The organism is Neobacillus sp. 204 (assembly GCF_046562815.1).
GTDB lineage: Bacteria > Bacillota > Bacilli > Bacillales > Cytobacillaceae > Neobacillus.
On sequence record NZ_JBJORY010000007.1, the window covers coordinates 330,816 to 356,829 of the forward strand.

21 protein-coding genes and 7 tRNA genes are annotated in these 26,014 nt (G+C 39.8%); 6 read left to right on the forward strand and 22 right to left on the reverse strand.

What is annotated here, in order from left to right; all coding sequences use genetic code 11:
* Nucleotides 1-3 precede the first annotated feature (3 nt).
* The 4 genes from ACJ004_RS16770 to ACJ004_RS16785 are packed head-to-tail and all read right to left on the reverse strand — an operon-like array spanning nt 4 to nt 2,869.
* A complete protein-coding gene (locus ACJ004_RS16770; protein ID WP_410894283.1) occupies nt 4-1,116 on the reverse strand; it encodes a cupin domain-containing protein in 1,113 nt (370 codons plus the stop codon).
* Between the two features lie 13 nt (nt 1,117-1,129).
* The gene (locus ACJ004_RS16775) at nt 1,130-1,624 is read right to left on the reverse strand and encodes a DinB family protein (RefSeq protein ID WP_410894285.1); all 495 of its coding nucleotides are present in this window, start codon (nt 1,622-1,624) and stop codon (nt 1,130-1,132) included.
* Between the two features lie 2 nt (nt 1,625-1,626).
* On the reverse strand, nt 1,627-2,580 hold the full coding sequence (locus tag ACJ004_RS16780) for a fumarylacetoacetate hydrolase family protein (protein ID WP_410894287.1): 954 nt from the start codon (nt 2,578-2,580) through the stop codon (nt 1,627-1,629).
* Nucleotides 2,581-2,614: 34 nt separating this feature from the next.
* Nucleotides 2,615-2,869, reverse strand: coding sequence for a YciI family protein (locus tag ACJ004_RS16785; RefSeq protein WP_410894289.1), 255 nt, complete (start codon nt 2,867-2,869; stop codon nt 2,615-2,617).
* 216 nt (nt 2,870-3,085) lie between these two features.
* Here ACJ004_RS16785 and ACJ004_RS16790 point away from each other — a divergent pair, with 216 nt between their 5' ends.
* From ACJ004_RS16790 to ACJ004_RS16805, 4 genes are all read left to right on the forward strand, one after another.
* Nucleotides 3,086-3,856 carry an IclR family transcriptional regulator gene (locus tag ACJ004_RS16790; RefSeq protein WP_410894291.1) on the forward strand — a complete coding sequence of 257 codons (771 nt, stop codon included), beginning with the start codon at nt 3,086-3,088 and terminating at the stop codon, nt 3,854-3,856.
* A gap of 250 nt (nt 3,857-4,106) precedes the next feature.
* Nucleotides 4,107-5,456 (forward strand): MFS transporter, encoded by a 1,350-nt coding sequence (locus tag ACJ004_RS16795; RefSeq protein ID WP_410894293.1) that lies wholly within the window; start codon nt 4,107-4,109, stop codon nt 5,454-5,456.
* Between the two features lie 353 nt (nt 5,457-5,809).
* A complete protein-coding gene (locus ACJ004_RS16800; RefSeq protein WP_410894295.1) occupies nt 5,810-6,814 on the forward strand; it encodes a peptidoglycan recognition protein family protein in 1,005 nt (334 codons plus the stop codon).
* 382 nt (nt 6,815-7,196) lie between these two features.
* Nucleotides 7,197-8,363, forward strand: a complete 1,167-nt coding sequence (locus ACJ004_RS16805) for an endo-1,4-beta-xylanase (protein WP_410894296.1) — start codon at nt 7,197-7,199, stop codon at nt 8,361-8,363.
* 267 nt (nt 8,364-8,630) lie between these two features.
* Here ACJ004_RS16805 and ACJ004_RS16810 read toward each other — a convergent pair whose 3' ends face one another.
* From ACJ004_RS16810 to ACJ004_RS16830, 5 genes are all read right to left on the reverse strand, one after another.
* On the reverse strand, nt 8,631-9,527 hold the full coding sequence (locus ACJ004_RS16810) for a carbohydrate ABC transporter permease (protein ID WP_410894298.1): 897 nt from the start codon (nt 9,525-9,527) through the stop codon (nt 8,631-8,633).
* 20 nt (nt 9,528-9,547) lie between these two features.
* Nucleotides 9,548-10,423, reverse strand: coding sequence for a carbohydrate ABC transporter permease (locus ACJ004_RS16815; RefSeq protein ID WP_410894300.1), 876 nt, complete (start codon nt 10,421-10,423; stop codon nt 9,548-9,550).
* A 117-nt stretch (nt 10,424-10,540) separates the two neighbouring features.
* Nucleotides 10,541-11,833, reverse strand: coding sequence for an extracellular solute-binding protein (locus ACJ004_RS16820; protein WP_410894327.1), 1,293 nt, complete (start codon nt 11,831-11,833; stop codon nt 10,541-10,543).
* 134 nt (nt 11,834-11,967) lie between these two features.
* Complete coding sequence (locus ACJ004_RS16825; protein WP_410894302.1) at nt 11,968-12,756, reverse strand: response regulator transcription factor; 789 nt, start codon at nt 12,754-12,756, stop codon at nt 11,968-11,970.
* Entirely contained in the window at nt 12,750-14,504 is a 1,755-nt protein-coding gene (locus tag ACJ004_RS16830) for a sensor histidine kinase (protein WP_410894304.1), read from the reverse strand. The genes ACJ004_RS16825 and ACJ004_RS16830 overlap by 7 nt, the downstream gene beginning before the upstream one ends.
* A gap of 173 nt (nt 14,505-14,677) precedes the next feature.
* On the opposite strand from ACJ004_RS16830, the gene ACJ004_RS16835 reads away from it, so the two are divergent.
* A complete protein-coding gene (locus ACJ004_RS16835; protein WP_410894306.1) occupies nt 14,678-15,322 on the forward strand; it encodes a YesL family protein in 645 nt (214 codons plus the stop codon).
* A 31-nt stretch (nt 15,323-15,353) separates the two neighbouring features.
* Here the strand turns inward: ACJ004_RS16835 and ACJ004_RS16840 are convergent, their stop codons facing one another.
* From ACJ004_RS16840 to ACJ004_RS16865, 6 genes are all read right to left on the reverse strand, one after another.
* Nucleotides 15,354-15,947 carry a polysaccharide deacetylase family protein gene (locus ACJ004_RS16840; protein WP_410894328.1) on the reverse strand — a complete coding sequence of 198 codons (594 nt, stop codon included), beginning with the start codon at nt 15,945-15,947 and terminating at the stop codon, nt 15,354-15,356.
* Between the two features lie 69 nt (nt 15,948-16,016).
* Nucleotides 16,017-17,000, reverse strand: coding sequence for an aldo/keto reductase (locus ACJ004_RS16845; protein WP_410894308.1), 984 nt, complete (start codon nt 16,998-17,000; stop codon nt 16,017-16,019).
* A gap of 18 nt (nt 17,001-17,018) precedes the next feature.
* Nucleotides 17,019-18,059, reverse strand: coding sequence for an aldose epimerase family protein (locus tag ACJ004_RS16850; RefSeq protein WP_410894309.1), 1,041 nt, complete (start codon nt 18,057-18,059; stop codon nt 17,019-17,021).
* A gap of 101 nt (nt 18,060-18,160) precedes the next feature.
* Nucleotides 18,161-19,660 (reverse strand): xylulokinase, encoded by a 1,500-nt coding sequence (xylB, locus tag ACJ004_RS16855; protein ID WP_410894311.1) that lies wholly within the window; start codon nt 19,658-19,660, stop codon nt 18,161-18,163.
* Nucleotides 19,661-19,872: 212 nt separating this feature from the next.
* Complete coding sequence (xylA, locus tag ACJ004_RS16860; protein ID WP_410894312.1) at nt 19,873-21,204, reverse strand: xylose isomerase; 1,332 nt, start codon at nt 21,202-21,204, stop codon at nt 19,873-19,875.
* 212 nt (nt 21,205-21,416) lie between these two features.
* Nucleotides 21,417-23,561, reverse strand: a complete 2,145-nt coding sequence (locus tag ACJ004_RS16865; protein WP_410894314.1) for a glycoside hydrolase family 52 protein — start codon at nt 23,559-23,561, stop codon at nt 21,417-21,419.
* A 770-nt stretch (nt 23,562-24,331) separates the two neighbouring features.
* Between ACJ004_RS16865 and ACJ004_RS16870 the strand changes: the two genes are divergently transcribed.
* Nucleotides 24,332-24,595: a hypothetical protein gene (locus tag ACJ004_RS16870; protein ID WP_410894316.1), complete on the forward strand. Its 264-nt coding sequence runs from the start codon at nt 24,332-24,334 to the stop codon at nt 24,593-24,595.
* Nucleotides 24,596-25,168: 573 nt separating this feature from the next.
* Here ACJ004_RS16870 and ACJ004_RS16875 read toward each other — a convergent pair.
* From ACJ004_RS16875 to ACJ004_RS16905, 7 genes are all read right to left on the reverse strand, one after another.
* Nucleotides 25,169-25,240, reverse strand: a tRNA-Asn gene (locus tag ACJ004_RS16875).
* Between the two features lie 22 nt (nt 25,241-25,262).
* A tRNA-Ile gene (locus ACJ004_RS16880) sits at nt 25,263-25,339 on the reverse strand.
* A 4-nt stretch (nt 25,340-25,343) separates the two neighbouring features.
* Nucleotides 25,344-25,417: transfer RNA gene (locus tag ACJ004_RS16885), tRNA-Gly, on the reverse strand.
* A 12-nt stretch (nt 25,418-25,429) separates the two neighbouring features.
* Nucleotides 25,430-25,503: transfer RNA gene (locus ACJ004_RS16890), tRNA-Cys, on the reverse strand.
* Between the two features lie 37 nt (nt 25,504-25,540).
* Nucleotides 25,541-25,616: transfer RNA gene (locus tag ACJ004_RS16895), tRNA-His, on the reverse strand.
* 5 nt (nt 25,617-25,621) lie between these two features.
* Nucleotides 25,622-25,706 (reverse strand) — tRNA-Tyr (locus ACJ004_RS16900).
* 34 nt (nt 25,707-25,740) lie between these two features.
* Nucleotides 25,741-25,813: transfer RNA gene (locus ACJ004_RS16905), tRNA-Phe, on the reverse strand.
* Nucleotides 25,814-26,014: the final 201 nt, after the last annotated feature.

Consider the following 26,014-nt stretch of genomic DNA (forward strand, 5'->3'; position numbering starts at 1 on the left):
TCCTTAGACTAGTACTGGTTTGAATTCTTTTTTCATTTCCTGATAGCCATTATTGCTTTCAAACGCCTGCTCACGTTCCAAATCAAATTTTTCCATAATCGGCAGGTCGTTGACAGAGAAGAAGTAGGTTTCTTCCTCAGCTACATGTTCATGGACCGCCCAGTTCGGGATAATAAAGTAATCCCCTTTTGACCAATCAAAGCGAACCCCATTAATAATGCTATATCCAGACCCTTTAAATACTTGATAAATCGTCGAATGCGTATGGCGGTGTGCCTTCGAATGGAATCCTTTTGGAAGCTTCTGGATCCATGCGCCAATATTCGGATTGGCTGTTTGGCCTGTGGATGGATTGATAAACTCTACGGCATAGCCATCATATGGGTCAGGTTCAAAGCGAGACAATCCGTCAATCGCACGCACCGTTTGATTCCATTTATAAGCGCCAAGTGGGGCCGCTTTCGGATGCCGGTCTGAAATCGGTCGAACCATCCCACCTTCATAACGCTGAGAAGTATAATTATCAGGCACTTTCGGCTGTTCAATTTTATCAGGGTACGGCTCAAAGAACGTACCGCCTAACATATAAATCGTTGGAATGTCGAGAACATCCATCCAAATCATCGGTTCGGTCCCTAAGTGACCGTGACCATGCCAGAGATTTTTTGGCGTAATGACAAAATCCCCTTCTTCCATAAAAATCCGTTCACCCTCAACGATGGAATACGCTCCTTCACCATGCGTGATAAAACGAAGGGCATTTTGTGTATGTCGATGGGAAGGGGCAATTTCTCCCGGCTGAAGCAGCTGAACGGCAGCATAAAGTGTCTGTGATGTCGAAGCCCAGCCCCATGGTTGACGATAGTCCAAACCTGGGTTTTGCAAATAAATCGCCCGGCGTTCACCACCGCGATCCGGTGTAAAAATCTGCGCTGCTTCCATTAACTTTTTCTCCAGAAGCTCCCACTTCCAAAGGTAGGCCTGTGCATGCGGCTCAGGCTGATGATGCATTAATTCCGGAATCGCCTCCCATAGCGGTCCGAGATTGTATTGGCGAATATCCTTGGTGAAGTCCTGGACAATTTTACTTTTAAAAAATTCGTTTTGTTCTGCCACGTTCGTGCCCCCCTTACTTAACTTTCGATAAGTTCCGTTCAATTTGGCCGTAATGCTTACTTATATGCTCCACCAGTAAATGATCAACGATAAATGAAATCGGTTTAGTTCCAAAGCGAGGATTTCGGCTTGGTGCTTGCCGTGATAATTTTTTGCTATCTAATTGACCAAGAGTGTGCTCGACTCGTGTTTTTACCTGGTCTAGTTCACTTAACACCTCAGCTAAAGAAAGACGAGCAACCTTTTCCTTCCTCACTGCCTCTAAGCGTGCATCCTGCTGAAGACCTCGGCCCCACTCCTTACCAGGAGTTTCTAAAAGCAATTCTATTTCATCGAGCCAGTACGGAACCGCTTCCACGAGATGGCTAAGAATTTGCATAATCGACCATTCATCTTCGGAAGGATTCCAGCGAAGGACCTCGTCGGGAAGTCCCTTTACTTTTTCAATCACTTGATCCAGTAACTGTTGAATGGTTTGAATGGAATCATTAACCGTTACATTAGTCATAATCATTTCACCTCTACTGTTTCTTTGACTGCCGCGACCCGGTTTTCTAAAGATCCAATTTGATCGATTTTTATTTCTACTACGTCTCCGTCCTTCAAGAAAACCTGCGGATTACGTGCCACACCGACGCCACCAGGTGTTCCTGTTAAGATCACATCGCCCGGCTCAAGTGTCATCAGATTCGATAAAAATTCAACTAAATATTGAACAGAGAAAACTAGATTAGCAGTATTAGAGCGTTGACGTTCTTCCCCATTTACCGTCAAAACCACTTCTAAACCGGATGGATTTTGGAGTTCATCTGTCGTGATCAGCCACGGACCCATCGGCGCACTTCCTTCAACCGTTTTACCTTGAAGCCATTGGAGAGTGCGACGCTGCAAGTCACGGTACGTCACATCATTGACGATCGTATAGCCAGCTACATAATCAAGTGCATCTGCCTGTGACACATTACGGGCCCGTTTCCCGATGACAAAAGTAAACTCCGCTTCATAATCAAGTTGTTCCGAAATAGGGAAAAAGGGGATATCGTCCTGCGGCCCAATGACTGTATTTGCAAACTTGGCAAACACAACAGGATACGGTGGTAATTCACGCTTCATTTCCAAAATATGTTCCCGATAATTGTGACCGACACAAATCATCTTCCCTGGTGCAGGAACCGGCGCCTCAACCTTTACTTCATGAACATCGTATACCAGCTTATATCCGGCATCTTCTCGAACAATCAAGGCGTAGTCCAATGCTTTCTTTGCTAATTCCAAGCTCTCTCTTCCACCTTGTAAAAATCCATTCATATCTGCTGGAACAAAGGCTTCCGCGATTTGACGGGCCCTAATTTTTCCTTCTGATGTTAATAAGGCATTATAGGCAGCATGTAAATCGACAACTTCTTCGTGATGAATGGCTCCAATTCGTGAAATACCTGCATGGTTAAAAGTAATTAGTTTCATTTTGGTAAACTCCCTTTCTATTCAACGTGTTGTGTTAATTCGCGTTCCATTCTCTAACCCTGTAAACGGTCTCATTTTCATGATTCATTGGATCTTTGCTCACAATCGTTTGAGCTTCTTCCAAAGAAGTCGCCTGCAACACATAAGCGCCACCTGTTTGGTCTTCATATCCACCTGCGACCATTAACGTGTCTACTTCTCGCAGATTATTTAGAAAATCACGATGGCCTTGAATCAGGTTGCCTGTGAAAGAAGGTTTTCTTTCAATCAACACCAAGTATCTATTCAAATTCATCACCTCTTCATTGATCTCACGAAAATTATCAATATAGATAACTCTGTTCTCTATTTATATAATATATTAATTCATATTGTCAATATTATAAATACAAAAATGATTCAGAAAAGTTAAGTCACTTATTTCTTTTGGCCATTAAAACTGTGGGATATGCTTCACCGCTATGCTAATATAGGGATAATAAAGAGGGGATAAAGGAGGGTCACAATGGAAGGCATCAAAAAAGGAACGACCATTCAATCATTACAAATCGGAATGGGTATCCTAGATTTAATGGCCAAACAAGGAAGACCGTTAAAATTTACCGATATTCAAGATCTAACACAGATTACAAAAAGTAATCTTTATAAATACTTAAATACCTTCACACAATTAGGAATTCTTTATCGGGATAAAGCTTCCGGCGCTTATGTACTGGGAAGTAAGTTAATTGAATACGGAATGGCTGCCGTCGATCACGAAAACGTGGTCGACCGGATCACTCCTTACCTGCAAGAGCTAAACGAAAAAAGTTCAAGCACTGTTCTTTATTCCAGTTGGACTCATAATGGTCCCATGATCGTGAAAGATATTAACACCAATCGAGGATACAATATTGGAGCTCAGATCGGAACCTTGCTCCCCATTTATTCCTCAACTGGGAAAGTATTTTTGGCCTTCATGGATGAGCAAACGATTCGTGAGTGGAAAGCAAAGGAACTATTACAGATTCCACCGGAAAAAGTTAGCCAATTGGAAGAAGAATGCCGATTGATTCAGGAGAAAGAAATTGCCTTTGCCAGGGAACCGCTGGTATCATCCGTGTCCTCTGTTTCTTTCCCAGTATTTAATTTTAAAAAGAAACTCCTTGGGGCCGTTACAATTGTAGGTTTTTCCGAGTTAATCCCATCTAATGAAGAAGATGAACTAAGTGATTATTTCATCCAAACCAGCAAAGAAATATCCGCTAGTTTTGGATATCTATCACATGCGGAATAAGTACGATCAGTTAAGAAACGAAGCGGGATGATTCCCGCTTTTTTTGTGTTTAAATGACCCTGTGAATTTACCGAAAACTATTAATATTATAATTTTTATATTGAAAATAAAGAAATTGCCCTTTATAATCTCTAAATAGATAACAGTTTTCACTATATGTATAACAAAGGTGGTGTTAACCAACTTGAATTTGTACACATTTACGTAAGCGCTCTCATCAAAATTAGCATTAAAACAAGGGGGAGAAAATTTGGCAACCATTAATTCGGCAGAGGTTATTGCTAACAGTAAATTTAATCGTTTTCATCTAAGCTTATTAATTTGGAGCTTCATCATCATATCTTTCGACGGGTATGATCTAGTCGTATATGGAACCGTCGTACCGACCCTAATTGAGAAATGGAACCTAACTCCTGTTGAAGCCGGGGCGATAGGAACCTATGGATTGTTTGGGATGATGTTCGGTGCGATCGTCTTCGGAACACTCGCCGACCGGATTGGCAGAAAAAACGTGATTGCTATCACCTTAGTGCTGTTTAGTTTATTTACATTCTTTTGTGGGTTTGCAGAAACACCGACCGTCTTCTCAACCTTTCGCTTCCTAGCAGGATTAGGACTTGGAGGAATCATGCCAAATGTCATCGCATTATTGACCGATTATGCCCCGAAAACGATGAGAAGTATGATTGTTTCCATCGTCTTATGCGGCTATTCAATCGGGGGAATCCTGGCTCCGTTATTAGGAATCTTTTTAATGCCTACGTTCGGCTGGGAAGCGATCTTTTGGTTTGCAGGTCTGCCGCTCTTACTTTTGCCTTTTATGTATAAGCAACTGCCTGAAACAGCCAGCTACCTGATCCGGACAGGCAAAAAGGACAAATTAATCTCTGTTCTTGCGAAGGTAAGTCCAGGAACAAAGTTCAATCCGCATGACGAAATCGTGGAATATAAATTACAAGAAACAAAGGTTCCGATCATGGGTTTATTTAAAGAAAAACGTGCCGTAAGTACAGTTATGTTTTGGCTCGCCTTTTTCAGTTGCTTATTGATGGTGTACGGTTTAAATACATGGCTTCCTAAGCTGATGATTGAAGCAGGATATGGACTCAATTCAAGCTTAACCTTCCTCATTGCCCTGCAAGGCGGCGCCATTATCGGAACGCTCATTATTGGACGACTTTGTGACAAATACGGCTCCAAAAAAATGCTCATTCCGATGTATGCATCAGGGGCAGTGGCATTGACATTGCTTGGATTTGGCGGCAATTCATTTTTGATCTATCTCTTAGTAGCGATTGCAGGTGCTGCGACAATAGGTGCCCAAAATATAGTCCAAGCCTATGTATCACAATACTACCCTCCAAATATAAGATCGACTGCATTAGGGATGGCTTCAGGCATCGGAAGAATTGGTGGTATGTTCGGACCACTTTTAGGTGGATTCCTTCTATCTGTTTCTTTACCGATTCACTTAAATTTTATTGCCTTCGCCATTCCTGGTTTAATTGCGGCATTGGCCCTAGCCGCCATACCTGTTAGATACGCGCATTCCAATGAAAGCGATACCAAAATTGAGTCGATTACAACCCATGTGAGTTGAGCACGACAACTTTCTGGAGTCATTTCTATGGCCCCAGAAAGGAGTTATACGTTTCATAAAATCTGTAGTAAGTCTCCTGTCATAAGTCCTCCAAATTATGTCGTAAGTATCTACAATCCCAAGGGATTTCCAATATTATCCAACAAATGTCGTAAGTTTCAAAAAATATGTAGTAAGTGGACGAAATTATGTCATAAGTACTACGAATTATGTAGTAAGTCCTCCAAATTATGTAGTAAGTCACCGCAATTATGTAATAAACTCTTCTTTCATCCTCGGTCCGAATAAATTAATTCATGTTTTACACACTATAAAATAGAAGCGTGACCTCATCATCATGAAAGGAATACTCAATGAAAAAACTATGTGTGTTTCTATTTAGTTTGTTCTTTTTAATGCAAATTAATTTATCACCAGCTCTTGCGGTTAATAATCCTCGAAATCTGTATGAGGTGAAATCAGGGGATTACCTATGGAAAATTGCTACAGTATACGGCACTACAGCTGCAGACCTGAAGCTGATCAATGGGTTACAATCCGATTTAATCCTAGTTGGTCAAAAGCTGCGGGTTCCGATCATGTATGAAGTGGTTCCTGGAGATACGCTTTGGAAGCTCTCACAGTCGTTTAATTCAACAGTCTCCCTGATAGCAACGACAAATGGACTTTCAAACGATACGATTTATGTGGGACAGAAATTAAAAATCCCTCCTAAGAAGCTGACTATGGACGGAAAGTTTATCCGGATGAATCGAGAAGAATTTAAAGATTGGATTTTTAACCATAAATTCACTCGAAAAGTCGGCAAGGTCCAGCAACATCACACCTATCAACCGTCCTATCAGCAATTCAATGGGTCGAATCATTTTGCTTTAATGAAGGGCATGGAGGAATACCATGTTTCGGGGATGAAATGGAGTGAAATCAGTCAACAATTAACCACCTTTCCAGACGGAACTGTGGTAGTTGGCCGGTCATTTAACACACCTCCAGAAGGTTCCTTCGGATTATTAGATAAAGAAGCGATGCATGCGATTGAAGCCGATGCCTTAGCGATTGAAAACGTTGGAAACTTTGATGCAGAACAAATGACGGCGGAGCAAAGGGAAACCATTGTTACGGTCACTGCTTTACTTATGCTGAAATACGGGTTAACTCCTACAGTTGACAGTATCACCTACCATCATTGGTGGGATATAAATTCAGGAGAAAGAGTGTTAGACCATGGGGAAGGTCATGCCGTTAAAACGTGTCCTGGCACTAAATTTTTCGGTGGCAATTCCACCGCTGATGCAAAAAACAATTTTTACCCGCTAGTATCACGAAAGATGCAAGAAATTTTAGCATCGATGCGGTAATTTTGTGAACGTAAAAAAACGGCTGATTCCTTCTGTGGAGTCAGCCGTTTTTATATTAACATTTATTCAGGAGTCGCAGCTCCCGCCGAATGTCGTAACTCTCCAAAATTATTTAGGTAAATATCCGTAATGATTTAATAGGTCCTGACCGATTTTACTTTTTTAATAATTTTCAGAAAAATTGCAAATACTTAGTTTATCCGATGGACAAACCAAGTCAAGACAGGGTATAATATACTCAAGACAGGATTACGGCTACATAAGTTTAAATAAAAATGTAAGCCCTTTCGTGACTCCTGACTTGAAATTATTAAAAGGAGGTTCTAAGTAAAAATAGTTTAGAGTGCCAAACCAAAAAAGCGTATAAAGGAGAATCCAATTCATGCTAAAAGTATTGCGTAAACCTCTCATTTCAGGATTAGCTTTAGCCCTTCTATTACCCGCAGGAATGAATACTTCAGCAGCTGAAACAACAAAAAATGAACAGTCTCCTAGTGCATTAACGGTACCATCGATAGCCGAACGATATAAAAAGTCTTTTACTATTGGTGCGGCCGTAGAGCCTTATCAATTACAAGGCACCGATGCTCAAGTCTTAAAACGTCATTATAATAGCATTGTTGCAGAAAATATTATGAAACCGATTAATATTCAGCCAGAAGAAGGAAAGTTCAACTTCGAAGAGGCTGATAAAATAGTTAAGTTTGCGAAAGAAAATGGTATGGACATTCGTTTCCACAATCTTGTCTGGCATAGTCAGGTACCGGAATGGTTCTTCCTTGATGAAAATGGGAAACCAATGGTAGATGAAACGGATGCAAACCAACGCGCGAAAAATAAGAAGCTTTTATTAAAGCGCTTAGAAACCCATATTAAAACAATTGTAAAACGCTATAAAGATGATGTGAAATCTTGGGATGTTGTAAATGAGGTTATTGATGATTCTCCACAAAATGAAAGAGGTCTACGTGAATCGGCGTGGTACAAAATAACGGGCGATGAGTATATAAAAGTAGCCTTTGAAACAGCTAAAAGATATGCAGCCAAAGATGCAAAGCTTTATATCAATGATTACAATACCGAAGTAACTCCAAAAAGAACTTATTTATATAATCTAGTGAAAGATATGCTAGCACAAGGCGTTCCGATCGACGGTGTTGGACATCAGTCTCACATCCAAATTGGCTGGCCGTCTCTTCAAGATACGGAAGATTCCATTAACATGTTTGCCGATCTTGGTTTAGATAATCAAATTACAGAGCTTGATCTTAGCCTTTACGGTTGGCCGCCAAGACCAGCATTCCCTACTTATGCGGATATTACAGCTGATAGATTGCAAGCTCAAGCAGCCAAATACGACGCTCTATTCCAGCTATATGAAAAATTAGGGGATAAAATCAGCAATGTAACTTTCTGGGGTATTGCGGATAACCATACATGGTTAGACGACCGCGCCAAGCAATATAATGACGGTGTAGGAAAAGATGCTCCATTTGTGTTTGATCCAGAATATAACGTAAAACCAGCTTATTGGGCTATTATGGACTAAAAAAATAGTAAATCAGCTCCGGGTCTATGGAGCTGATTTTTTGTTTTTTAGAACAATGGGCATCCTAAGGACAAAACTCCTCTAGGAAACTGTCTTTTATAAGACCTCTTACGGACAATTCTCCTCATAGAAACCCGCAAACTGTCCTTAATAGCCCCTCTTACGGACAAATCTCCTCATAAAAACTACCAATCTGTCCTTAATGCCCCCCATGCAGGACGCACAAAAATGGCTGACCCTATTTGAGAGTCAGCCTTATCATATGCATTAACCTTTTACAGATCCTGATGCAATCCCTTCGACAATTCGATCACTAAGAATGAAATAAGCGATTAATACAGGGATAATACTAATCATCAGTGTGGCACCAATGGCGCCCCAGTCAGTTAAATACTGTCCGACGAAGTTATTTACACCAACCGTAATTGTTTTCCACTTATCTGAACTTAGGAAGGTATTGACGAATACGAATTCATTCCAGTTATAAATCATGTTAATAATGACCGTTGTTGAGAGGACAGGTACTGTCATCGGAAGTGTAATTTGGAAGAAGATCCGATGGATGGAACACCCGTCCATAACGGCCGCTTCTTCGACCTCCCGCGGGATCGACTTGTAAAATCCGGTTAGAATCATAATCGTAATCGGCAAATTAAACGCTACGTAAGATAAAATAATCGACACTGGATTATCAATTAGATTGACCGTTTTAAAGAAATTAAAGAGCGGAATTAATGTTGAATGAAGTGGAATCATATACCCTGCCATAAACAAACCAAGGACTAATCCACTCAGTTTCCAATGCATTCTTGTAATCGCAAACGTTACAAAGCTAGCAAGGATCACGGTAAGTACCACAGCGACAACTGTGTACAACACACTATTAAAAAAGTAAACATCAATGTGACCTGCTGTCCACGCCTTAGCATAGTTGCCCCATTGAGGATCTTGCGGTAACGAGAACGGGGACATCCCAAAAACCTCTTGATTGGTTTTCAAGGAAAAAAGGAATAACCAAAGCAATGGATAAATTTGAATAAGTGCAATAACCCCCAGAATGAAGTAAAGAATTCCGAAGCCAATTCTATTTCCGAGTGATTTACTAGTTTTATATGTAGCGGCTGGGGTCGTATTTAATTGTGTTTCAAAGGCAACCTTACTCATCTTTTTTCAATCCCCTTTATTTAAAAATCAACTTCTTTAGAAGAAAGTAATTTTTGAATTAACCATGTCATCACAACACACATCACCAATAAACCAAAGCCGATGGCACTGCCGTATCCAAAGTTATATTTACTAAATGCTTCCGTATACATATAGGATGCCATCACTTCACTTGCATGGTTAGGTCCACCGCCAGTTAAGACGAAAATCAAATCAAAGTACTTTAAGGAACCAACAATCGCTAAAATAACCATCACTTTAATGACACCGGAAATGAGCGGAATCTTAATTTTATACGCAATTTGAATGGGAGAAGCTCCATCAATTTTCGCAGCCTCGATCAATTCTTCTGGAACATTTTTCAATGCAGCATAGAAAATAATGATATAAAAACCTGCGTATTGCCAAACGATTGGAAGGAAGAGGGCAAATAATACAATCTTAGAATCCGCTAACCAAACTGGTGGATTATCGACACCAACCATTACTAACAATCTGTTGATCATTCCGTTTGTTGGGTCAAAAATCTTAGCCCAAAGCTGGCCAATCGCAACGGATGATAATAACATTGGGATTAAGTATATTTTTCGTAGAAAGTTGGCTCCCTTTATTTTACTTGCTAAAATAAGCGATAAAATTAAATAACCAACCAAACTTACTGTCGAAAAAATACCTAATAACAATGAATGCCATGTACTTTGCCAAAACATTTTGTCCTTGACTAATTCAACATAGTTGTCTAATCCGATAAACTTCATCTTACCGATGCCGTTCCAATCCATTAGACCATAATAACCTGTTAAGGCAATGGGGATATAAATCAAGAGAAGAATAAGGAGTAACGCAGGAAGTACGTAAAGGGTGATTACAAATTTGTTTGACATAACACTTTTCATTTTCTATACTCCCTTCTAAATTGAAGTTAAACATTTCTTAAACAAATTGGTCTGATAAAATCATAGAGGGCATATGATCTATGCCCTCTATCACATAAAAGAATGAATTACGCTGGATTACTTTTGTTCCTTAGCAAGTTCATCCGCATGCTGCTTAACAAAATCCTTCGGCGTAATTTGTTTTCCAAATAGAGCCGTAACTAAATCATGGTGTAATTCGGATACAGCCGGGCTAGATTGAGTATCAAAATAGGTGGTAACATTAGATGCTTCACTCAAATCTTTCAAGATATCAATGTACATTGGAGAAAGGTCTAAGTTAGCTGTGTCTACTTTCGTTGCAGGAATAACACCGGCATCGGTCACAGATTTTTCTCCCCACTTTTTAACCAAGAATCCAACGAAATCTTTTGCTTCTTTTTGAACTTTTGAATCTTTCGCCACGAATAAACCTACACCAGGACCGCCGACATAACTGTTGATATCCGTACCTTTCCCGCCTTCATAAGTTGGGAACTTGAAATAGCCGATCTTATCTTTGAATTCTTGTTTAACATCAGGGCTTGTTGTATAGTTTGGTAATTCCCAAGTAGCGGTTAAGAACATCGCCGCTTTTTCATTCATAAAGTAACCTTTGGCATCATCATTAGATAAGGCACTGGAACCTTTTACAAAACCGCCCATATCGACAAGGTTTTGAACTTCTTCCGCTGCTTTAACAATGGCTGGGTCGTCCATTTTTGCTTTTCCATGGATCACATCTGTTAAAATTGTTGGTCCGCCGATACGGTCTGCAAGATACATAAACCAAAAGGAAGCTGGCCAGCCATCTTTAGCTCCTACCGTAGCTGGGACAACCCCATTATCTGCTAATGTTTTCACAACATGTTTATACTCTTCAAATGTTTTTGGAACTTCAAGGTTATATTTTTTGAAAATTTCTTTGTTGTAGAAAACGTAGGAAATGTTTAATTCTAATGGCAAACCATATGTTTTGCCATCAACAGCATACGATTCTTTTACCCCAGGGATAAAAGCATCCTTCAGATCTGCATTTCCTTCCACGACATCGTCTAATGGCGCTAACATATCACCTTCAACGTAAGGCTTAATGAATCCATCGGACCAAGTCATACCAATATCAGGTAACTCATTAGAAGACGCTAAAACTTTAAGCTTTTCTCTGTACTGATCAGGGTTGAGGATTTCTGTTTCAATTTTGATATCTTTATGTTCCTTTTCGTATTCACCAATGATGTCTTTTACAATTGAAAACTGAGCATTAGAACTGCCTTCCGGCCACAAGTGCATGAATTTGATAACTTTTTTACCGTCTGCGCTGCTTTCCTCAGAAGAGCTTGAGGAAGAACAACCTACAAGTGCTAGAGAGACAAGCATGATTAAAGACATCAGAACTGAAACCGTTTTCTTTTTAAACAATATAATTCCCCCTATGACCTTATCTGATTTTCCCTACACTTATAGTCTACATTCAGATTGTTCTGAGAAATAGGTCACAACGATTAGATAAAATACTACTTTTTTTAGAAAGCCCTTTCATTATTGATTTTACGGTAGGCACTAGGTGTCATCCCTTCTAATTCTTTAAATATCTTAATAAAATATTTAGCCGTTTTATATCCTGATTCTTCTGCGATATCGTTAATTGGCAGATTAGTAGAGATCAACAATTCCTTCGCCCGTTGGATTCTCCTTCTCGTTACATATTCACTGAAAGTGAGTTTGACATGTTCTTTAAATAAGACACTTAGATAACTTGGGTTTAAATGAACATGATCTGCTACTTCTTTCTGCGTTAACTCATTCTTTAAATGATTGTTAATATAATCGATGGCTTCTCTGATTGGTACACGATTCGAAGGGTTTTGCGTATTTGCTTCGACAAGCTTCTTATCTACTACTTTTTCAATCACTCCGGCCCGCTCTTGTTTTTCAACCGCTTGAACGGCATCCTCGACGGCCTCAATGAATACTTTCTTGCTGATCGGTTTTAGTAAATAGTTAATCACGCCTAAACGAAGAGCCTCCTGGGCATATTCAAACTCAGAGTAGGCTGAAATGACAATGATGACGGGATAGATATTTTGTGCTTTTGCCATTTTTAATAATTGTAAACCGGTGATTTCCGGCATTCGGATGTCTGTGATAAGGATATGAACTTTCTGTTGCTGCATCAGTTCAATCGCTTCTTCCCCATTCGAGGCTGTATCTATTTGGTACTTCCCATTTGCCCAAATGTCCAATGTTTTCTTTAGCCCTTGGCGGGTTCTTGGTTCATCATCCACAATCAAAATGGTCTTTGTATTCAACATCGCTCTTCCTCCCCATTCACTGGTATGACAAAAGAAACGGTTGTCCCTATGTTTTCTTCACTCATAATGGCAAGTCCACTTTTTAAACGATCCTGATAATATAATTCCAGGCGTTTATGGACATTGGAAATAGCCATCCCCTTGCCTTTTTTAATCGAGATACCCTCTCCTGATTGCATCGCCTGTTTAATAGAATCTAATTTTTCCTGATTCATCCCCGGACCATCGTCTTCTACAGAAATTTGCAGGTACTCCTTATCCGTTGCAGGTTGAATAGAAACAGAAATCGTACAGGGCTTCAACGTATTCCCTGCTCCATGCAGGACAGCATTTTCTACTAACGGCTGGATCAACAATTTTGGGATTTTAACCTGCGTGAACGAAGGAGGCATGGTTAGATTCCATTTTAAATGATCACCGAAGCGCATTTTAATAATTTCCATATAGTCTTCAATATGTTGAATTTCTTCTTTAATCGTTACCCAATCCCCATCAGTTTGTTTAGTAATCGTATAACGGAATAAGTTAGACATGGCAACGACAAGCTCAGCCAACTCTTCCTCATCTTTATCCTCAAGCGACCATCTCAGGGCATCTAAGGTATTAAAAAGAAAATGCGGATTAATTTGCGCTTGAAGTGCTTTTAACTCGCTCCTACTGCGGGTCAGTTCCTTTTGGAATACCATATTGATCAGATGATTCGTTTCTTTAACGAGTTGATTATAGGTACTATTTAATTCATTTATTTCATTTACCGTTGTCACACTGGGGTTCATGGCTAAAGAGCCAGCGCTTGCCTGCTGCATGGTTTCCGTCAATTTAATAATGGGTCTGGTAATAAAAGTGGATAGAAATAACGAACTGATAAAAAAGATAATAAATCCAATAATTCCAGAAATAATAATTCCCATTCTGAGTACACTAATTCCCTCTGTAAGCGCATGAATCGGAGTTAAAATGATGAATGTCCACCCGGTGGCACTAGAAGTTTGTTTTGTCACCATATAATCCTGCTTATCCAATGAAATAGTAGGTTGATCATTATTTAGGATGGGTTCGATTGATTTATGGTAGTTGGATAGAATCGGTTTGAAATCTTTATCTACTAAAATAGAATACTGATTCGTATTCTGGATCTCATTTTGGTTAGCAAACTGAAAATAATTTCTATAGGCACTAATGAGAAGATAACCGCCCTTAGCGTAATCCCGACCGATTAAATTAACCCGTCTTAACGCTAATATATTATCGGAGTTACGGGGATCATCACCAATCCAAACCAATCGGCCATTCGCTTCATTAGCCTGGTTAATCCACTTCCCATCAATTCTCGTGGTTAAATTCGTATCATCTAAGGGAAGTAAACGGATCATATCATTGGTATAAAGTTCAAAAGAAAAAATCCCATCCGTATTCGCTTGAATCGTATTCACAATTCCCTTTAATTGTTGCCGCTCCGCAAAACTAACAGGTTTTCCTTCATATCCTTTGGTTAAGACTCTTTGAATGTTATCATTCGTCATGACCAGTTTAGTGGCCGTGCTAATTTGTTTATACAGAGTTTCTAAGCGGCCATTTGCCTCAACGGCAGTCTGGTTAATTTGTTTTTCGGCGTTATTTTTGAGCAGAGTGGAAACCTGCTTAAAAGTTAAAATGCCAACAATCAATAAAACAATGGCCATAACCACTAAAAAAACTACTAAAATTTGATTTCGTAACGTATTCCATTTATGTAATCTTGAGAACATAGATTAATCGCCCTTCGATTGTAGAGGTTAGTTTTTATCTACTATAACGTATTTTCTTGAAACCGTTAACATTATTTTAAAATATCAAAAAAGTCCCAAAAGTTAACCATGTTCAATAATAGTTCCATCGTCTATAATTAAATGTAATCGTAATTAATGAAGGGAAATTATATATGAATAAACGTTCAATGAGAGGTCTTTTTACCCTTACCGAGTGGATAACCAAATTTGCCTATGTTAATTTATTATGGATTGGCTTTTCTCTCCTTGGATTAGTGTTCTTGGGATTATCTCCTGCGACTGTGGCTATGTTTACGGTTTTGCGCAAATGGATGATGGGAGAAAGTGACATACCCGTGTTTCAAACCTTCTGGGCTACCTTTAAAAAGGAGTTTCTGAGAAGTAATGGATTAGGGATTGTTTTAGCATTATTGACAGGTCTTATTTTTATCGATTTGTCTTATATGAAAATCGATCATAGTAATTTCCTTCAACTAACACATATTCCGTTATACCTTTTGATTTTGGCGATTATCATGACCGTTTTTTACATCTTCCCAGTGTACGTTCACTATAACGTTACATTTATTCAACTGTTTAAAAATGCTTTCTTCATCATGCTAGTTAATCCAATTTCCAATCTTGTCATGCTGATTGGAGTGGCAGCCGCCATTTATGTTATGTCGGTATTACCTGGACTGTTATTTTTCTTCGGCGCGAGCAGCACAGCAGCGATCATAATGGCAGCCTGCTATCTCGCTTTTCAAAAAATAGAAAAGAAGCAAAAGGAAGCACAAAAAGTGGAAGCGTCCGTTTAGCGCACGACTGGACTAGTGCTTCCACTTTTTTTTACTCTTGTTCAGATAGGTTTAATAGTTCGCTAACAGTTACTAGTTTGTAGCCTTCGGATGTTAATTCGGACACAAGCCTCCGAACCGCCTCGATGGTTTGTGAGCGGTCCCCGTACCCATCATGAAAAATGAAAATACGGCCATTTTCCACACAGTCTCTTGATTTTGTTAAGATATGATCGACCCCGGGCATTTCCCAGTCCTGCGCCTCCAGATTAACCGCTCCAATCATTGGATACCCTTTTTGCCGTATAACCGAAATTGTGTCTTCGTTATAATCAAGGTAAGGAGGTCGAAAGACAACGGGCTTTCGTCCAATCAAATCTTCAATTAATCTCTCCGTTCGTTCGATTTCCTCTAGGCAGCCTTCTCGGTTTAACTCTGATAACTTTGGGTGGGTGTAGGTGTGATTGCCTATTTCATGACCGAGCACCGCTACTTTTTGAACGAGGGCAGAAGCCGCACTTATTTGCTCACCAATCATAAAAAAGGTGGCTTTCCCGCTTGCTTCTGAAAAAATTTCTAACAGTTGTGGTGTGTAGATGGGATTAGGCCCATCATCGAAGGTAATCGCAACCGCCTTTTGAGACATAGGTACCTCGCTAATTAAACTTTTTCCACCCAATGGGATTCACTCCATTTGATCTTCATTTTGAGAGACTTAATAAGGTCCTCTAATAAAATCCTTTACTGATTCCTGATAAAAGCGCTCTACCGCTTGCTGTTCTTCTGCTGAGAATGGTTTTGTAGCCAGTGCGGCAAGATTATCCTCGACTTGTTTAACATTTTTAAAACCAGGGATAATACAAGTGATTTCCTTTTGATCCAAAATCCAGCGGAGTGCCGCACTCGCCATAGATTTGCGTCCTTCTGCCATCCACTTTAACTGGTCAGCTAACTCTACACCCTTTCGGAATCCAAGACCGGCAAATGTTTCCCCAACATTAAAAGCCTCTCCATTTTCATTAAAACGGCGGTGATCATCGGCTTCAAACACATGGTCAGTGGTAAATTTACCAGTAAGCAGGCCACTGGCGAGCGGTAATCTAACGAGCAGTCCGACCCCTTTTTGATAAGCCTCCGGCAGTAATTTTTCTAATGGCTTTTGCCGGAACAGATTAAAGATGATTTGCAGGCTCTTTACATTTGGATGTTCCAAACAAAGAAGACCTTCTTCAACGGTTTCGACACTAACCCCGTAATGGCGGATTTTTCCTTCACGCTGCAAGCGGTCGAGCACCTCAAATACTTGTCCATCTTGCAAAATCTCAGTTGCCGGACAATGTATCTGATATAAATCAATCGCTTCTCTGTTTAAGCGGCGGAGACTGTCTTCACAATAAGGACTTACTGTTTCATAGCTGTAATTATTCGGGTTAAAAATGTCGCCCTGACGGCAGAACTTTGTAGCAATATAAATCTGGTCTTCCTTGCCTTTTGTTGCTTTGGCCAATAATTCTTCACTATGGCCGTCACCATATACATCGGCCGTATCAAAAAAGTTAACACCCTGCTCCATCGCATATTCCAAGGATTTCAGTGCTTCTGTGTCATTGGTCTTGCCCCAGGAACCGCCGATTGCCCATGTTCCAAAACTAACTTCACTGATCATCATTCCTGTATTACCTAGTTCGCGATAATTCATGTGATTTGCTCCTTTTGTTTATTTCTTTTCGATCCCAAACTTATATATGGTTACGGAAGAATACCGCTGTTCTTTATCTAAAATGGTGGATGGAAAATGAGAATGATGGATTGCATCCGGTAAGGCCTGAGTCTCCAAGCAAATACCTAGGTATTTTCTAGATGGCACTCCCAGGAAATCGCCTTCTGATTCTAAAGAGTTACCGGAATAGACGACAACGCCAGCCTCATCCGTTTCAATCGTTAGGATACGTCCACTTTCAGGATCCTTTAAAACAATTTCATGATCATGATTTGTGTTTAATAGAAATGGGTGGTCGTAGCCGTCTCCTACTAAGACGTTTTGGGGATGAGCCGATGAGGTTCCAGCCTCTATGATGCTTTCACTTCGAAAATCAAATGGCGTATCTTTCACTTCAACAAAATCACCCGTTGGAATAAACTCATGATCAAGCTCTAAAAATCTATCACTCTTTATTTTTAACGTATGCGCTAATATATCCCTTTTTAGGTCACCGCTCAAATTAAAATAAGAGTGGTTGGTGGCGGTCAGCAATGTTTTCTTATCTGTTTGAGCCTCATATTGAATTTTCAACTCGTTATGGTTATCTAGAGTATAAGTCACCTGAATGTGTAAATTTCCAGGGTATCCTTCTTCCCCATCGGGACTGAGATAGGAAAAACGTACTCCATCTTCAACGACTTCTGCATCCCAAACGACCTTGTTAAAACCCATATTACCTCCATGCAGATGGTTGTGACCGTTGTTTTTCGCGAGAGTGTACGTTTCCCCATCCAGTTCAAAAGAACCCCCTCTAATTCGTCCGCCTACCCTTCCTACCACGGCACCGAGGAAATAAGGATCCTGAACATAATCGTTTAATGAATCATGTCCAAGGACAATATTTTCGTAATGTCCATTTTTATCGGGAGTCACTATTTTCGTAATAATACAGCCATAATTGATCGCGGTAACTTCTACGCCATGATCATTAATCAAAGTAAACTTAGTGACCGTCTGATGGTCAATTTGACCAAAACTTTCACGAATAACTTTCATCTGAATAACCCTTCCCCAGTAGTTTTTATGATCGCGTATATAAATTGAAGCCGCCAAGTTAGGACAACTTGTGGCTTCTTTTTGTATTTGTCGAAATGAAGTTACTTTCTAAATTCTCTTAATTGCTCGTTCAATTCCTTTGTTTGTGCATAAACTTGTTGATAGATTGTAAGTAGTTTCTTATACGCTTCGACGTTTTCCTGAATCGGAAGATAGGTTTTTGAGGTTTGAATAAATACTTGTGCACATTCTTTCAGTGATGGATACCATTCACAGCCATAGGCCGCTAACATTGCTGCACCCATTCCAGGTCCTTGTTCACTTGTTAGCTTTTCAATTTTTGCATTGAAAATATCCGCCTGCATCTGCAGCCATGTTTCGTTCTTAGCCCCACCGCCGATGGAGATAATCGAGTCAATGGTTTTGCCGCTGTTTCTAAAAATCTCAATCGATTCGTTTAGGGAGAAGGTAATACCCTCTAGGACAGCTCGTGCAAAGTGCTTCCGCTCATGAGCCGCATCCACGCCAATAAAGCTTGAACGAATATTCGAATCGGCATGCGGAGTTCTCTCTCCCACTAGATACGGGGTGAATAATAATCCGTTACTGCCTGCAGGCACTTCATCCACATCTGCTAAAAACTGGTCAAACGCTTCATCCTTAGCAAACGTATCTTTAAACCAACTTAGACTATAACCTGCTGCCAAGGTCACACCCATGGTATAGTAAGCATTCTCTTCACTGTGATTAAAGTAGTGAACCTTTCCTTCAAAATCTAGGTCGTTTCTTTCTTCATAGGAAAGAACGACACCAGAGGTACCAATACTGCATAAGGTTTTTCCTTCAGAAAGAATCCCTGATCCAATAGCACCGCAGGCATTGTCCGCACCACCCGCAAATACTTTTGTCGCTTCCGATAATCCAGTTGCTTCAGCAAATTCAGCCGTCACTGGCCCAACAAACGAATGAGACTCTACTAACGGCGGACAGAATTCAGACGAAAGACCAAATAGTTCTAAAATTTCATGGCTCCATTCACGCTTGGCTACATTTAGCAATAAGGTTCCTGCGGCATCAGAGTACTCCATGTGAATATTTCCTGTCATTCGGTAACGGAGATAATCCTTTGGAAGCAGAAAAACACTAGCCTGATCAAAAATTTGTGGTTCCTGCTCTTTGACCCAGAGAATTTTTGGCAAGGTAAATCCCTCTAACGCCGGGTTTTTCGTAACCTCTAATAAACACTGTTTGCCAACAACGTTGTAGATTTCCTGACATTGTTTCGTAGTTCTCGTGTCATTCCACAAAATAGCATTTCTTAATACTTGCTTGTTTTCATCTAATAAAACAAGGCCATGCATCTGCCCGGAGAAGCTGATCCCCTCAATATCGTTTACGTCTCCAGCAAATTGCTCGATTAGTTCAGCTAGTCCAGCCGTGGTTTTTTCCACCCATTCTTCCGGGTTTTGTTCACTGTAACCTGATTTTTCAATAATAAGCGGATATGATTTAGATACTTCATTACACACTTCACCATTTTGATTAACAAGTAAAATCTTAACAGCGCTAGTTCCGAGGTCAACACCTATTACGTATTTCATATGTATCATCCCTTTCAATAAAGTGAAACTTCAATCAGTGGGATTCTTTTCACCCCACATAGTTGAACTAATCGGGCAATTAAGGAAGCTAATCCTACTTTTCTTCCTTCGAAATTCTAACATGGCAGGATGTTACTGCCCTTTATTGCTGGAAAAAATGTGCTGGAGTAATATACTGCCAGCACATTTTTCTTGGTTATATTATTTAGTAATTAAACAGTCACGCTTGAAAGTGTTTCTAGTAAATATTGATTCACTAAAGCTTTAAGGCGTTCGGTTCTGCCTGAAGTATTTTTAATTTCTGTTAATTGAAGGGCATAAGCTTCAAGTTCACGGAAGTTTGTTCTTCCTTCTGTGATCTCTAGGCCAATTCCGTTTGAATAGCTGCTGTAGCGATCTTCAATAAAACCATCAAGGACTTTATCTTCAATTAACTTATTCGCAACTTTTAAGCCAATAGCGAATGCATCCATACCAGCGATATGTGCATGGAAAAGATCCTCAGATTCGAATGATCCTCTTCTTACTTTTGCATCGAAGTTCAATCCGCCTTTACCTAAACCGCCATTTTTCAAAATTTCATACATTGCTAATGTGTTAGAATACAAGTCAGTCGGGAATTCATCAGTATCCCATCCAAGCAATGTATCCCCTTGGTTTGCATCAACTGAACCAAGCATTCCGTTAATACGTGCCGTTCTTAACTCATGTTCAAATGTATGACCAGCTAAAGTAGCGTGGTTCGCTTCGATATTAAACTTGAAGTAGTCTGTTAGATCATATTTTTGTAAGAAGGCAAGACCAGTTGCCACATCGAAATCATATTGGTGTTTCGTTGGCTCTTTTGGTTTTGGCTCAATTAAGAATGGAACGTTCAAACCAATTTCTTTTGAATAGTCTACTGCCATGTGGAAGAAGCGTGCTAAGTTGTCCTGTTCTAACTTCATGTCCGTGTTAAGAAGTGTTTCATATCCTTCACGGCCGCCCCAGAATACATAGTTTTCAGCACCCAGTTCTTTTGCTACTTCTAAAGCTTTTTTCACTTTAGCTGCAGAATAAGCAAATACATCTGCATTAGGAGAAGTAGCTGCACCATGAACATATCTTGGATTAGTAAACATATTAGCAGTGTTCCAAAGTAATTTTGTCTTACTTGTTTTCATATATTCTTTAATCATCGCCACAATGACGTCTTGATTTTCATTTGTTTCCTTTAATGTGCTTCCTTCAGGAGCAATGTCAACATCGTGGAAAGCAAAGAAAGGAACATTTAATTTTTCAAAAAGTTCAAAGGCAGCTTCCACACGAGCTTTGGCTAAATCTAATCCTTGCAAATGATTCCAAGGACGGATAGCTGTACCTACACCAAATGGATCTGTACCATCAGCCGTAAATGTGTGCCAGTAAGCCACTGAGAAACGAAGAATTTCTTCCATTGTTTTGCCGTTTATTAATTCTTCCGGATTATAATACTTAAATGCTAAAGGATTTTTTGATGAAGCGCCTTCAAATTGGATTTTGTTAACGGTTTCGAAATAAGCCATGGGATTATTCCTCCTAGTAGTTTTATAGTTTCGGATTAACAATGTAAATGCTTACAATGTATTACTTAAATCTCTTACTATGTAACCTTTATATAACAAAGTATAGCACCGTATACTTAGTTTGTCTATACGATAAACTAAGTATATTTATTAATATTTTGATAGGTAACCAGAAGCTGTCCGTATGAATACAGACAGCCTTTGATTCTTAATTAAGCCTGTTGTGCCGCTTTATCTAAGGGTACCGATTTTTTACTCTCTTCAAGCCATAAGATACTAGTGACTCCACGCGGATAGTACTTACTTCCAGCAATTTCACCAGAAATAATTTGATCGCTCCAGCTCCAAACAGATAAGGTTGGATGTGTCAGCCATGTAACATGGGCTGCATCTGCCTTAGCCCCTTGTTCATCCCACTCCCAGCCAAGGATCTCACGGGCAATAAACTGACTTAAGTAAATCTTACTTAACCAAGAGTTATTGCTAGTAGACGAAATTTTCCACCCGCCATCTTCAAACAAGCAAACTCCTTCCGTTAAAACAGTTTCTAAATGCCCTTTTAACACTTGTATATAGGATCCAAAACGGCCATCTGGATCTAAAGCTTCTTGATTGTTTGTATAATATGGAAAAATTAACCCCTCAATGGCAGGGATAATTTTCGAATCATTTCCTTCTTTGATAACAGCCGGAATATATCCGCCAGGAGTAACATGAGAGACAATCGTTGCTGCACATTTTTCCGCTTGCTCCCCGGCCTCTTTCGAGAGATCTCCTCGACCATTTTCTCTAAAGAGCTTTTCTAATGCTACATACGAAGCCCATGTCTTGCCAGCTACATAAATATTATTTCTTGCCTGACCAAGCGAAACATCTAAACTATCATACGTCGTAATCTCAGCCCCGCCCATTACACGTGTTGAATCGAGTCCCATAATCCCATCACGCTTATCTTTTTCAGGATGATCACGATTTAACATACTCTCAAAGCAGCGAACGAACACATCTAAATTAGCTTTTAACCACTGCTGGTCTCCTGTCTGTTCCACATAAACGGACGCGCATAACACCCAGTTTACTAGCTGCTCGTAAGTCATATGTGAGAAACATCCATCTAAACCGTACAGCTCATAGGAGGAATAGTGCGGTCTAGAAACAGTATTCGCCACTCCCATATCATGTGTAAAACTGATTCCTCCTGGATATTCTGTCTCATCCCCCGGAAACCGGACTTGATCATCATAGCTAAAGCGGCTGACAAACATGTCTAATTCATTTTTGACGGTCCATGGATTCATTTTTAATTCAAAGAAAAGTTGGTCAACCGTTAAGTCAAACGTGTTCATCATTCGGTATTCGCCTTCATTCACTACCCAGAAAGGAGCGCCGTCCGCATCCAGTAATTGTGTGCATCCATAATAGCTTCGAATCGAATGAATCATCATAAACTTTTGATCTTCGGATAATTCCGCATCACTTACCAAACTATTAGCTTGCTTGGCACGACTGGCAAACTCATCAAAATGCTTCAATGCAAAGGCAGCTACAGTTTCGATATTCGGAAAATATCTTGTGTAATAGTAAGAAGCATCCATTCCAGCAGTAACGTAACCGCCGCGATGGAAACAGACAGCAAATTTATACGTCCTCTTTTGGCCTGCCGGAACATCCATAATAAGGGCACCAATAGGTCCTAAACCAAATGCCCAGTTCTCTTCAAATGGCGTGGTTAATATATTTTCCAAACTAAAGTGCAAGGCTGATTTCACTTCAGGATCATTGGTAGTTATTGCGGTTAAACGGCCTTGTCCCACACCTGATATTGCCTGACAAGTATCATCTAAACGGCGCATCGAACTGTATGGATCACTGCCTTGATATCCAAAAAATGCCCGTCGGCTCTTGGTTCCTTGCGTGTTATCAATGGTTAACTCGGCCCAAACAGCGGGGATTAATATCTTCTTCAAATCTTCGTCTGCTGCAGAAGCTGGGTCTGGAACAGATTGAGCTTGACTGTAGATCGTAAACGTTAAATCGCCAGCACTCCAAGAATCCGTTCCTAATTGAAAATTACGCTCGATTTCATCCTTCGAGTAAGGGAAGATAATACGTGGTTTATCTGGGTCTGGATCCATATTTTCAATATCATAGCGCTTACTTTCATCATCTGCTGAATCAAAGAAAGGAAGTGCATCGTAAATTCCTTCACGTTCTAAAGATTCAACCCCGACATAAACATTTTTCCTTGGTGAGCGGCCAAGTTCTAAATCCAATCCGCCACCGTCTCCAAAAAATCCAAGCGTAAAACTTGAAAATGCCCCGATTGGTGAATGATGTGCATTGAAAAACTTATTCAATTTCTCCCCCTACTTTCCAAATATTAAGTTAATTGAGGACGTGTTCCCCCATACTTGGCTGCTTCCATCACCCAGTGCTTATGTAACTGATTCGAAGTATGATGTAAGCGGATTCAATTTATCGGTATTTCCTCAACGAACTTTACTCAATATGATTGTTCCTTACATAAGGAATCACAACGAATGCAAACTTATTATAACACCTTGCCCTATGTTTGTATATCCAATAAACTAAGTTTATGTTAAAAGCCTGTAGGTATGGAATTGTGGGTAGAAAATTGACAAATATCACCCATTTTCATTATTAATTAAACGTTTGATTAAACTAGTCCCAACCCTTGGTATATATGAATCCGTCCTTTCTCCTCCTCCAAAAAATTGTTGAAAGATGAACAAAAAATTGGAGAAAAACTGCTTTCGACACTCTTTCGACTAAATACCAGATAGGCTATACTAATTAAACGTTTGGTTGAAATAATTGCAAGTACTGACGGATAAAAATTCTCCCTGAAAATTTAGTGTGAAGATTGTCGAGCTGCGCTTGATAATTCCGCAGGAAATATCCCAAGTTCCTACAAGATCAGATGATTTTCTTTCAAACTTCTATTATTCTACAAACGGGCCTAATATTCGGGCTTTAATTTGCGAAAACAGAGGATTTATTTGCGGTTGACCTCTTATTAATGCTCTTTTTATAAAATCATCCTATGGAGCTTGAATTTTCTGGTATAATTATTTGTAAGAATACATTTGTGTAAGGGGAGTTTTTTTTGGAAGGTTTTTTTGGATTAGTTTTAAATATAATCATCACAATTTATTTAGTTATTGATTCTCGTAAGCATGGCAAAAGCCCTGTCCTTTGGGGAATCCTCGGTTTCTTTTTTGGACCTGTAGTTTTAGGAATATATTTAATAAGAACAAATCGAAAGCTTATCGGTTGGATTATCACGATTATCAGCACAATAGGTTATATAGCCTTAATCATATTAATATTCGTATTTGCGGCGCTTATATTCGGTGGAGGATTTTCGTAAAAAGAACCATAGAAGGTCTACTAGGAAGGTTCTCCTGGCATTTACTAGGCTAGATATTAGGCACTTGAATATTTCTTTATGTGAACCACCTTTTCGCTCTACGGCGAGGGTGGTTTTCTCGTTCTCTAGTATCAAGCAAATGTCGTAAGTTTTATAAAATATGTAGTAAGTGTACGAGAATATGTAGTAAGTCCCCAAATTATGTAGTAAGTTCTTAAAAATATGTAATAAGTAATTTCAAATCACTCTAGATTCAACAGAAACTGCAAAAAATGCGTCCCAATCTCCAAAATCAACTCAAAAAGTTAACTAATTTGTGGTAAGCGAGAGTTTATTTGCGAAAATGGATAATTTCTTTGCGAAAGTGGGTAGTTTCTTTGCGAAAGTAGTTAGTTTATTTGCGAAAACGGTTAATTTCTTTGCGAAACCATAAAAATAAATAGATTAATAGGTCTTTTTAGAGAAAAGCAACAAACTAAGCGGAAACGGCCAAAATAAAAAACCACCTCTAAAAAATAATTACTTTTTTAAAGATGGTTGATATTAGTTGAATGTCAATAAGTGAAAAAATAGCTCCGCAGGTAGGACTCGAACCTACGACCGATCGGTTAACAGCCGATAGCTCTACCACTGAGCTACTGCGGAATAATAAAAGATTAATTTAATATGGTGGGCCTAAATGGACTCGAACCATCGACCTCACGCTTATCAGGCGTGCGCTCTAACCAGCTGAGCTATAGGCCCAATTTGGAGCGGGTGATGGGAATCGAACCCACTACATCAGCTTGGAAGGCTGAGGTTTTACCAGTAAACTACACCCGCATTTTAAAAAATTGGAGGCAACACCCGGATTTGAACCGGGGATAAAGGTTTTGCAGACCTCTGCCTTACCACTTGGCTATGCTGCCTAACTATTAGAGTGTTAACCCATTTTACTAAAATAAATGGGGCGACTGATGGGAATCGAACCCACGGATGCCTGAACCACAATCAGGTGCGTTAACCACTTCGCCACAACCGCCATTATGGTGGAGGGGGACGGATTCGAACCGCCGAACCCTGAGGGAGCGGATTTACAGTCCGCCGCGTTTAGCCACTTCGCTACCCCTCCATCTAGAAGACTAAGAGAGTTCTAAATTGAATAATGGCTCAGGACGGAATCGAACCGCCGACACAAGGATTTTCAGTCCTTTGCTCTACCGACTGAGCTACTGAGCCTAATTGAAGATAATTACCTAATCCTATATTTCACAAGTCCTTTGCTCAAAAGAACTTTCGTTCTTTCTCGCAGATTGCCGCAGTAGCATATTCATGGAGGTGAGCAATCTGCTCTACCGACTGAGCTACTGAGCCTAAAAATATGTACTTTTGAAAATCATTATAAAAATCTATAAAAAACAGTAGTTAACCTACTGGGAT

Excerpts from the sequence above, each read along its gene's own strand:
- ACJ004_RS16775 (WP_410894285.1), bottom strand. The coding sequence starts at position 1,624 with ATGACTAATGTAACGGTTAATGATTCCATTCAAACCATTCAACAGTTA.
- ACJ004_RS16780 (WP_410894287.1), bottom strand. The coding sequence starts at position 2,580 with ATGAAACTAATTACTTTTAACCATGCAGGTATTTCACGAATTGGAGCC.
- ACJ004_RS16790 (WP_410894291.1), top strand. The coding sequence starts at position 3,086 with ATGGAAGGCATCAAAAAAGGAACGACCATTCAATCATTACAAATCGGA.
- ACJ004_RS16800 (WP_410894295.1), top strand. The coding sequence starts at position 5,810 with ATGAAAAAACTATGTGTGTTTCTATTTAGTTTGTTCTTTTTAATGCAA.
- ACJ004_RS16805 (WP_410894296.1), top strand. The coding sequence starts at position 7,197 with ATGCTAAAAGTATTGCGTAAACCTCTCATTTCAGGATTAGCTTTAGCC.
- ACJ004_RS16810 (WP_410894298.1), bottom strand. The coding sequence starts at position 9,527 with ATGAGTAAGGTTGCCTTTGAAACACAATTAAATACGACCCCAGCCGCT.
- ACJ004_RS16815 (WP_410894300.1), bottom strand. The coding sequence starts at position 10,423 with ATGAAAAGTGTTATGTCAAACAAATTTGTAATCACCCTTTACGTACTT.
- ACJ004_RS16820 (WP_410894327.1), bottom strand. The coding sequence starts at position 11,833 with ATGTCTTTAATCATGCTTGTCTCTCTAGCACTTGTAGGTTGTTCTTCC.
- ACJ004_RS16825 (WP_410894302.1), bottom strand. The coding sequence starts at position 12,756 with ATGTTGAATACAAAGACCATTTTGATTGTGGATGATGAACCAAGAACC.
- ACJ004_RS16830 (WP_410894304.1), bottom strand. The coding sequence starts at position 14,504 with ATGTTCTCAAGATTACATAAATGGAATACGTTACGAAATCAAATTTTA.
- ACJ004_RS16835 (WP_410894306.1), top strand. The coding sequence starts at position 14,678 with ATGAATAAACGTTCAATGAGAGGTCTTTTTACCCTTACCGAGTGGATA.
- ACJ004_RS16840 (WP_410894328.1), bottom strand. The coding sequence starts at position 15,947 with ATGTCTCAAAAGGCGGTTGCGATTACCTTCGATGATGGGCCTAATCCC.
- ACJ004_RS16845 (WP_410894308.1), bottom strand. The coding sequence starts at position 17,000 with ATGAATTATCGCGAACTAGGTAATACAGGAATGATGATCAGTGAAGTT.
- ACJ004_RS16850 (WP_410894309.1), bottom strand. The coding sequence starts at position 18,059 with ATGAAAGTTATTCGTGAAAGTTTTGGTCAAATTGACCATCAGACGGTC.
- xylB (WP_410894311.1), bottom strand. The coding sequence starts at position 19,660 with ATGAAATACGTAATAGGTGTTGACCTCGGAACTAGCGCTGTTAAGATT.
- xylA (WP_410894312.1), bottom strand. The coding sequence starts at position 21,204 with ATGGCTTATTTCGAAACCGTTAACAAAATCCAATTTGAAGGCGCTTCA.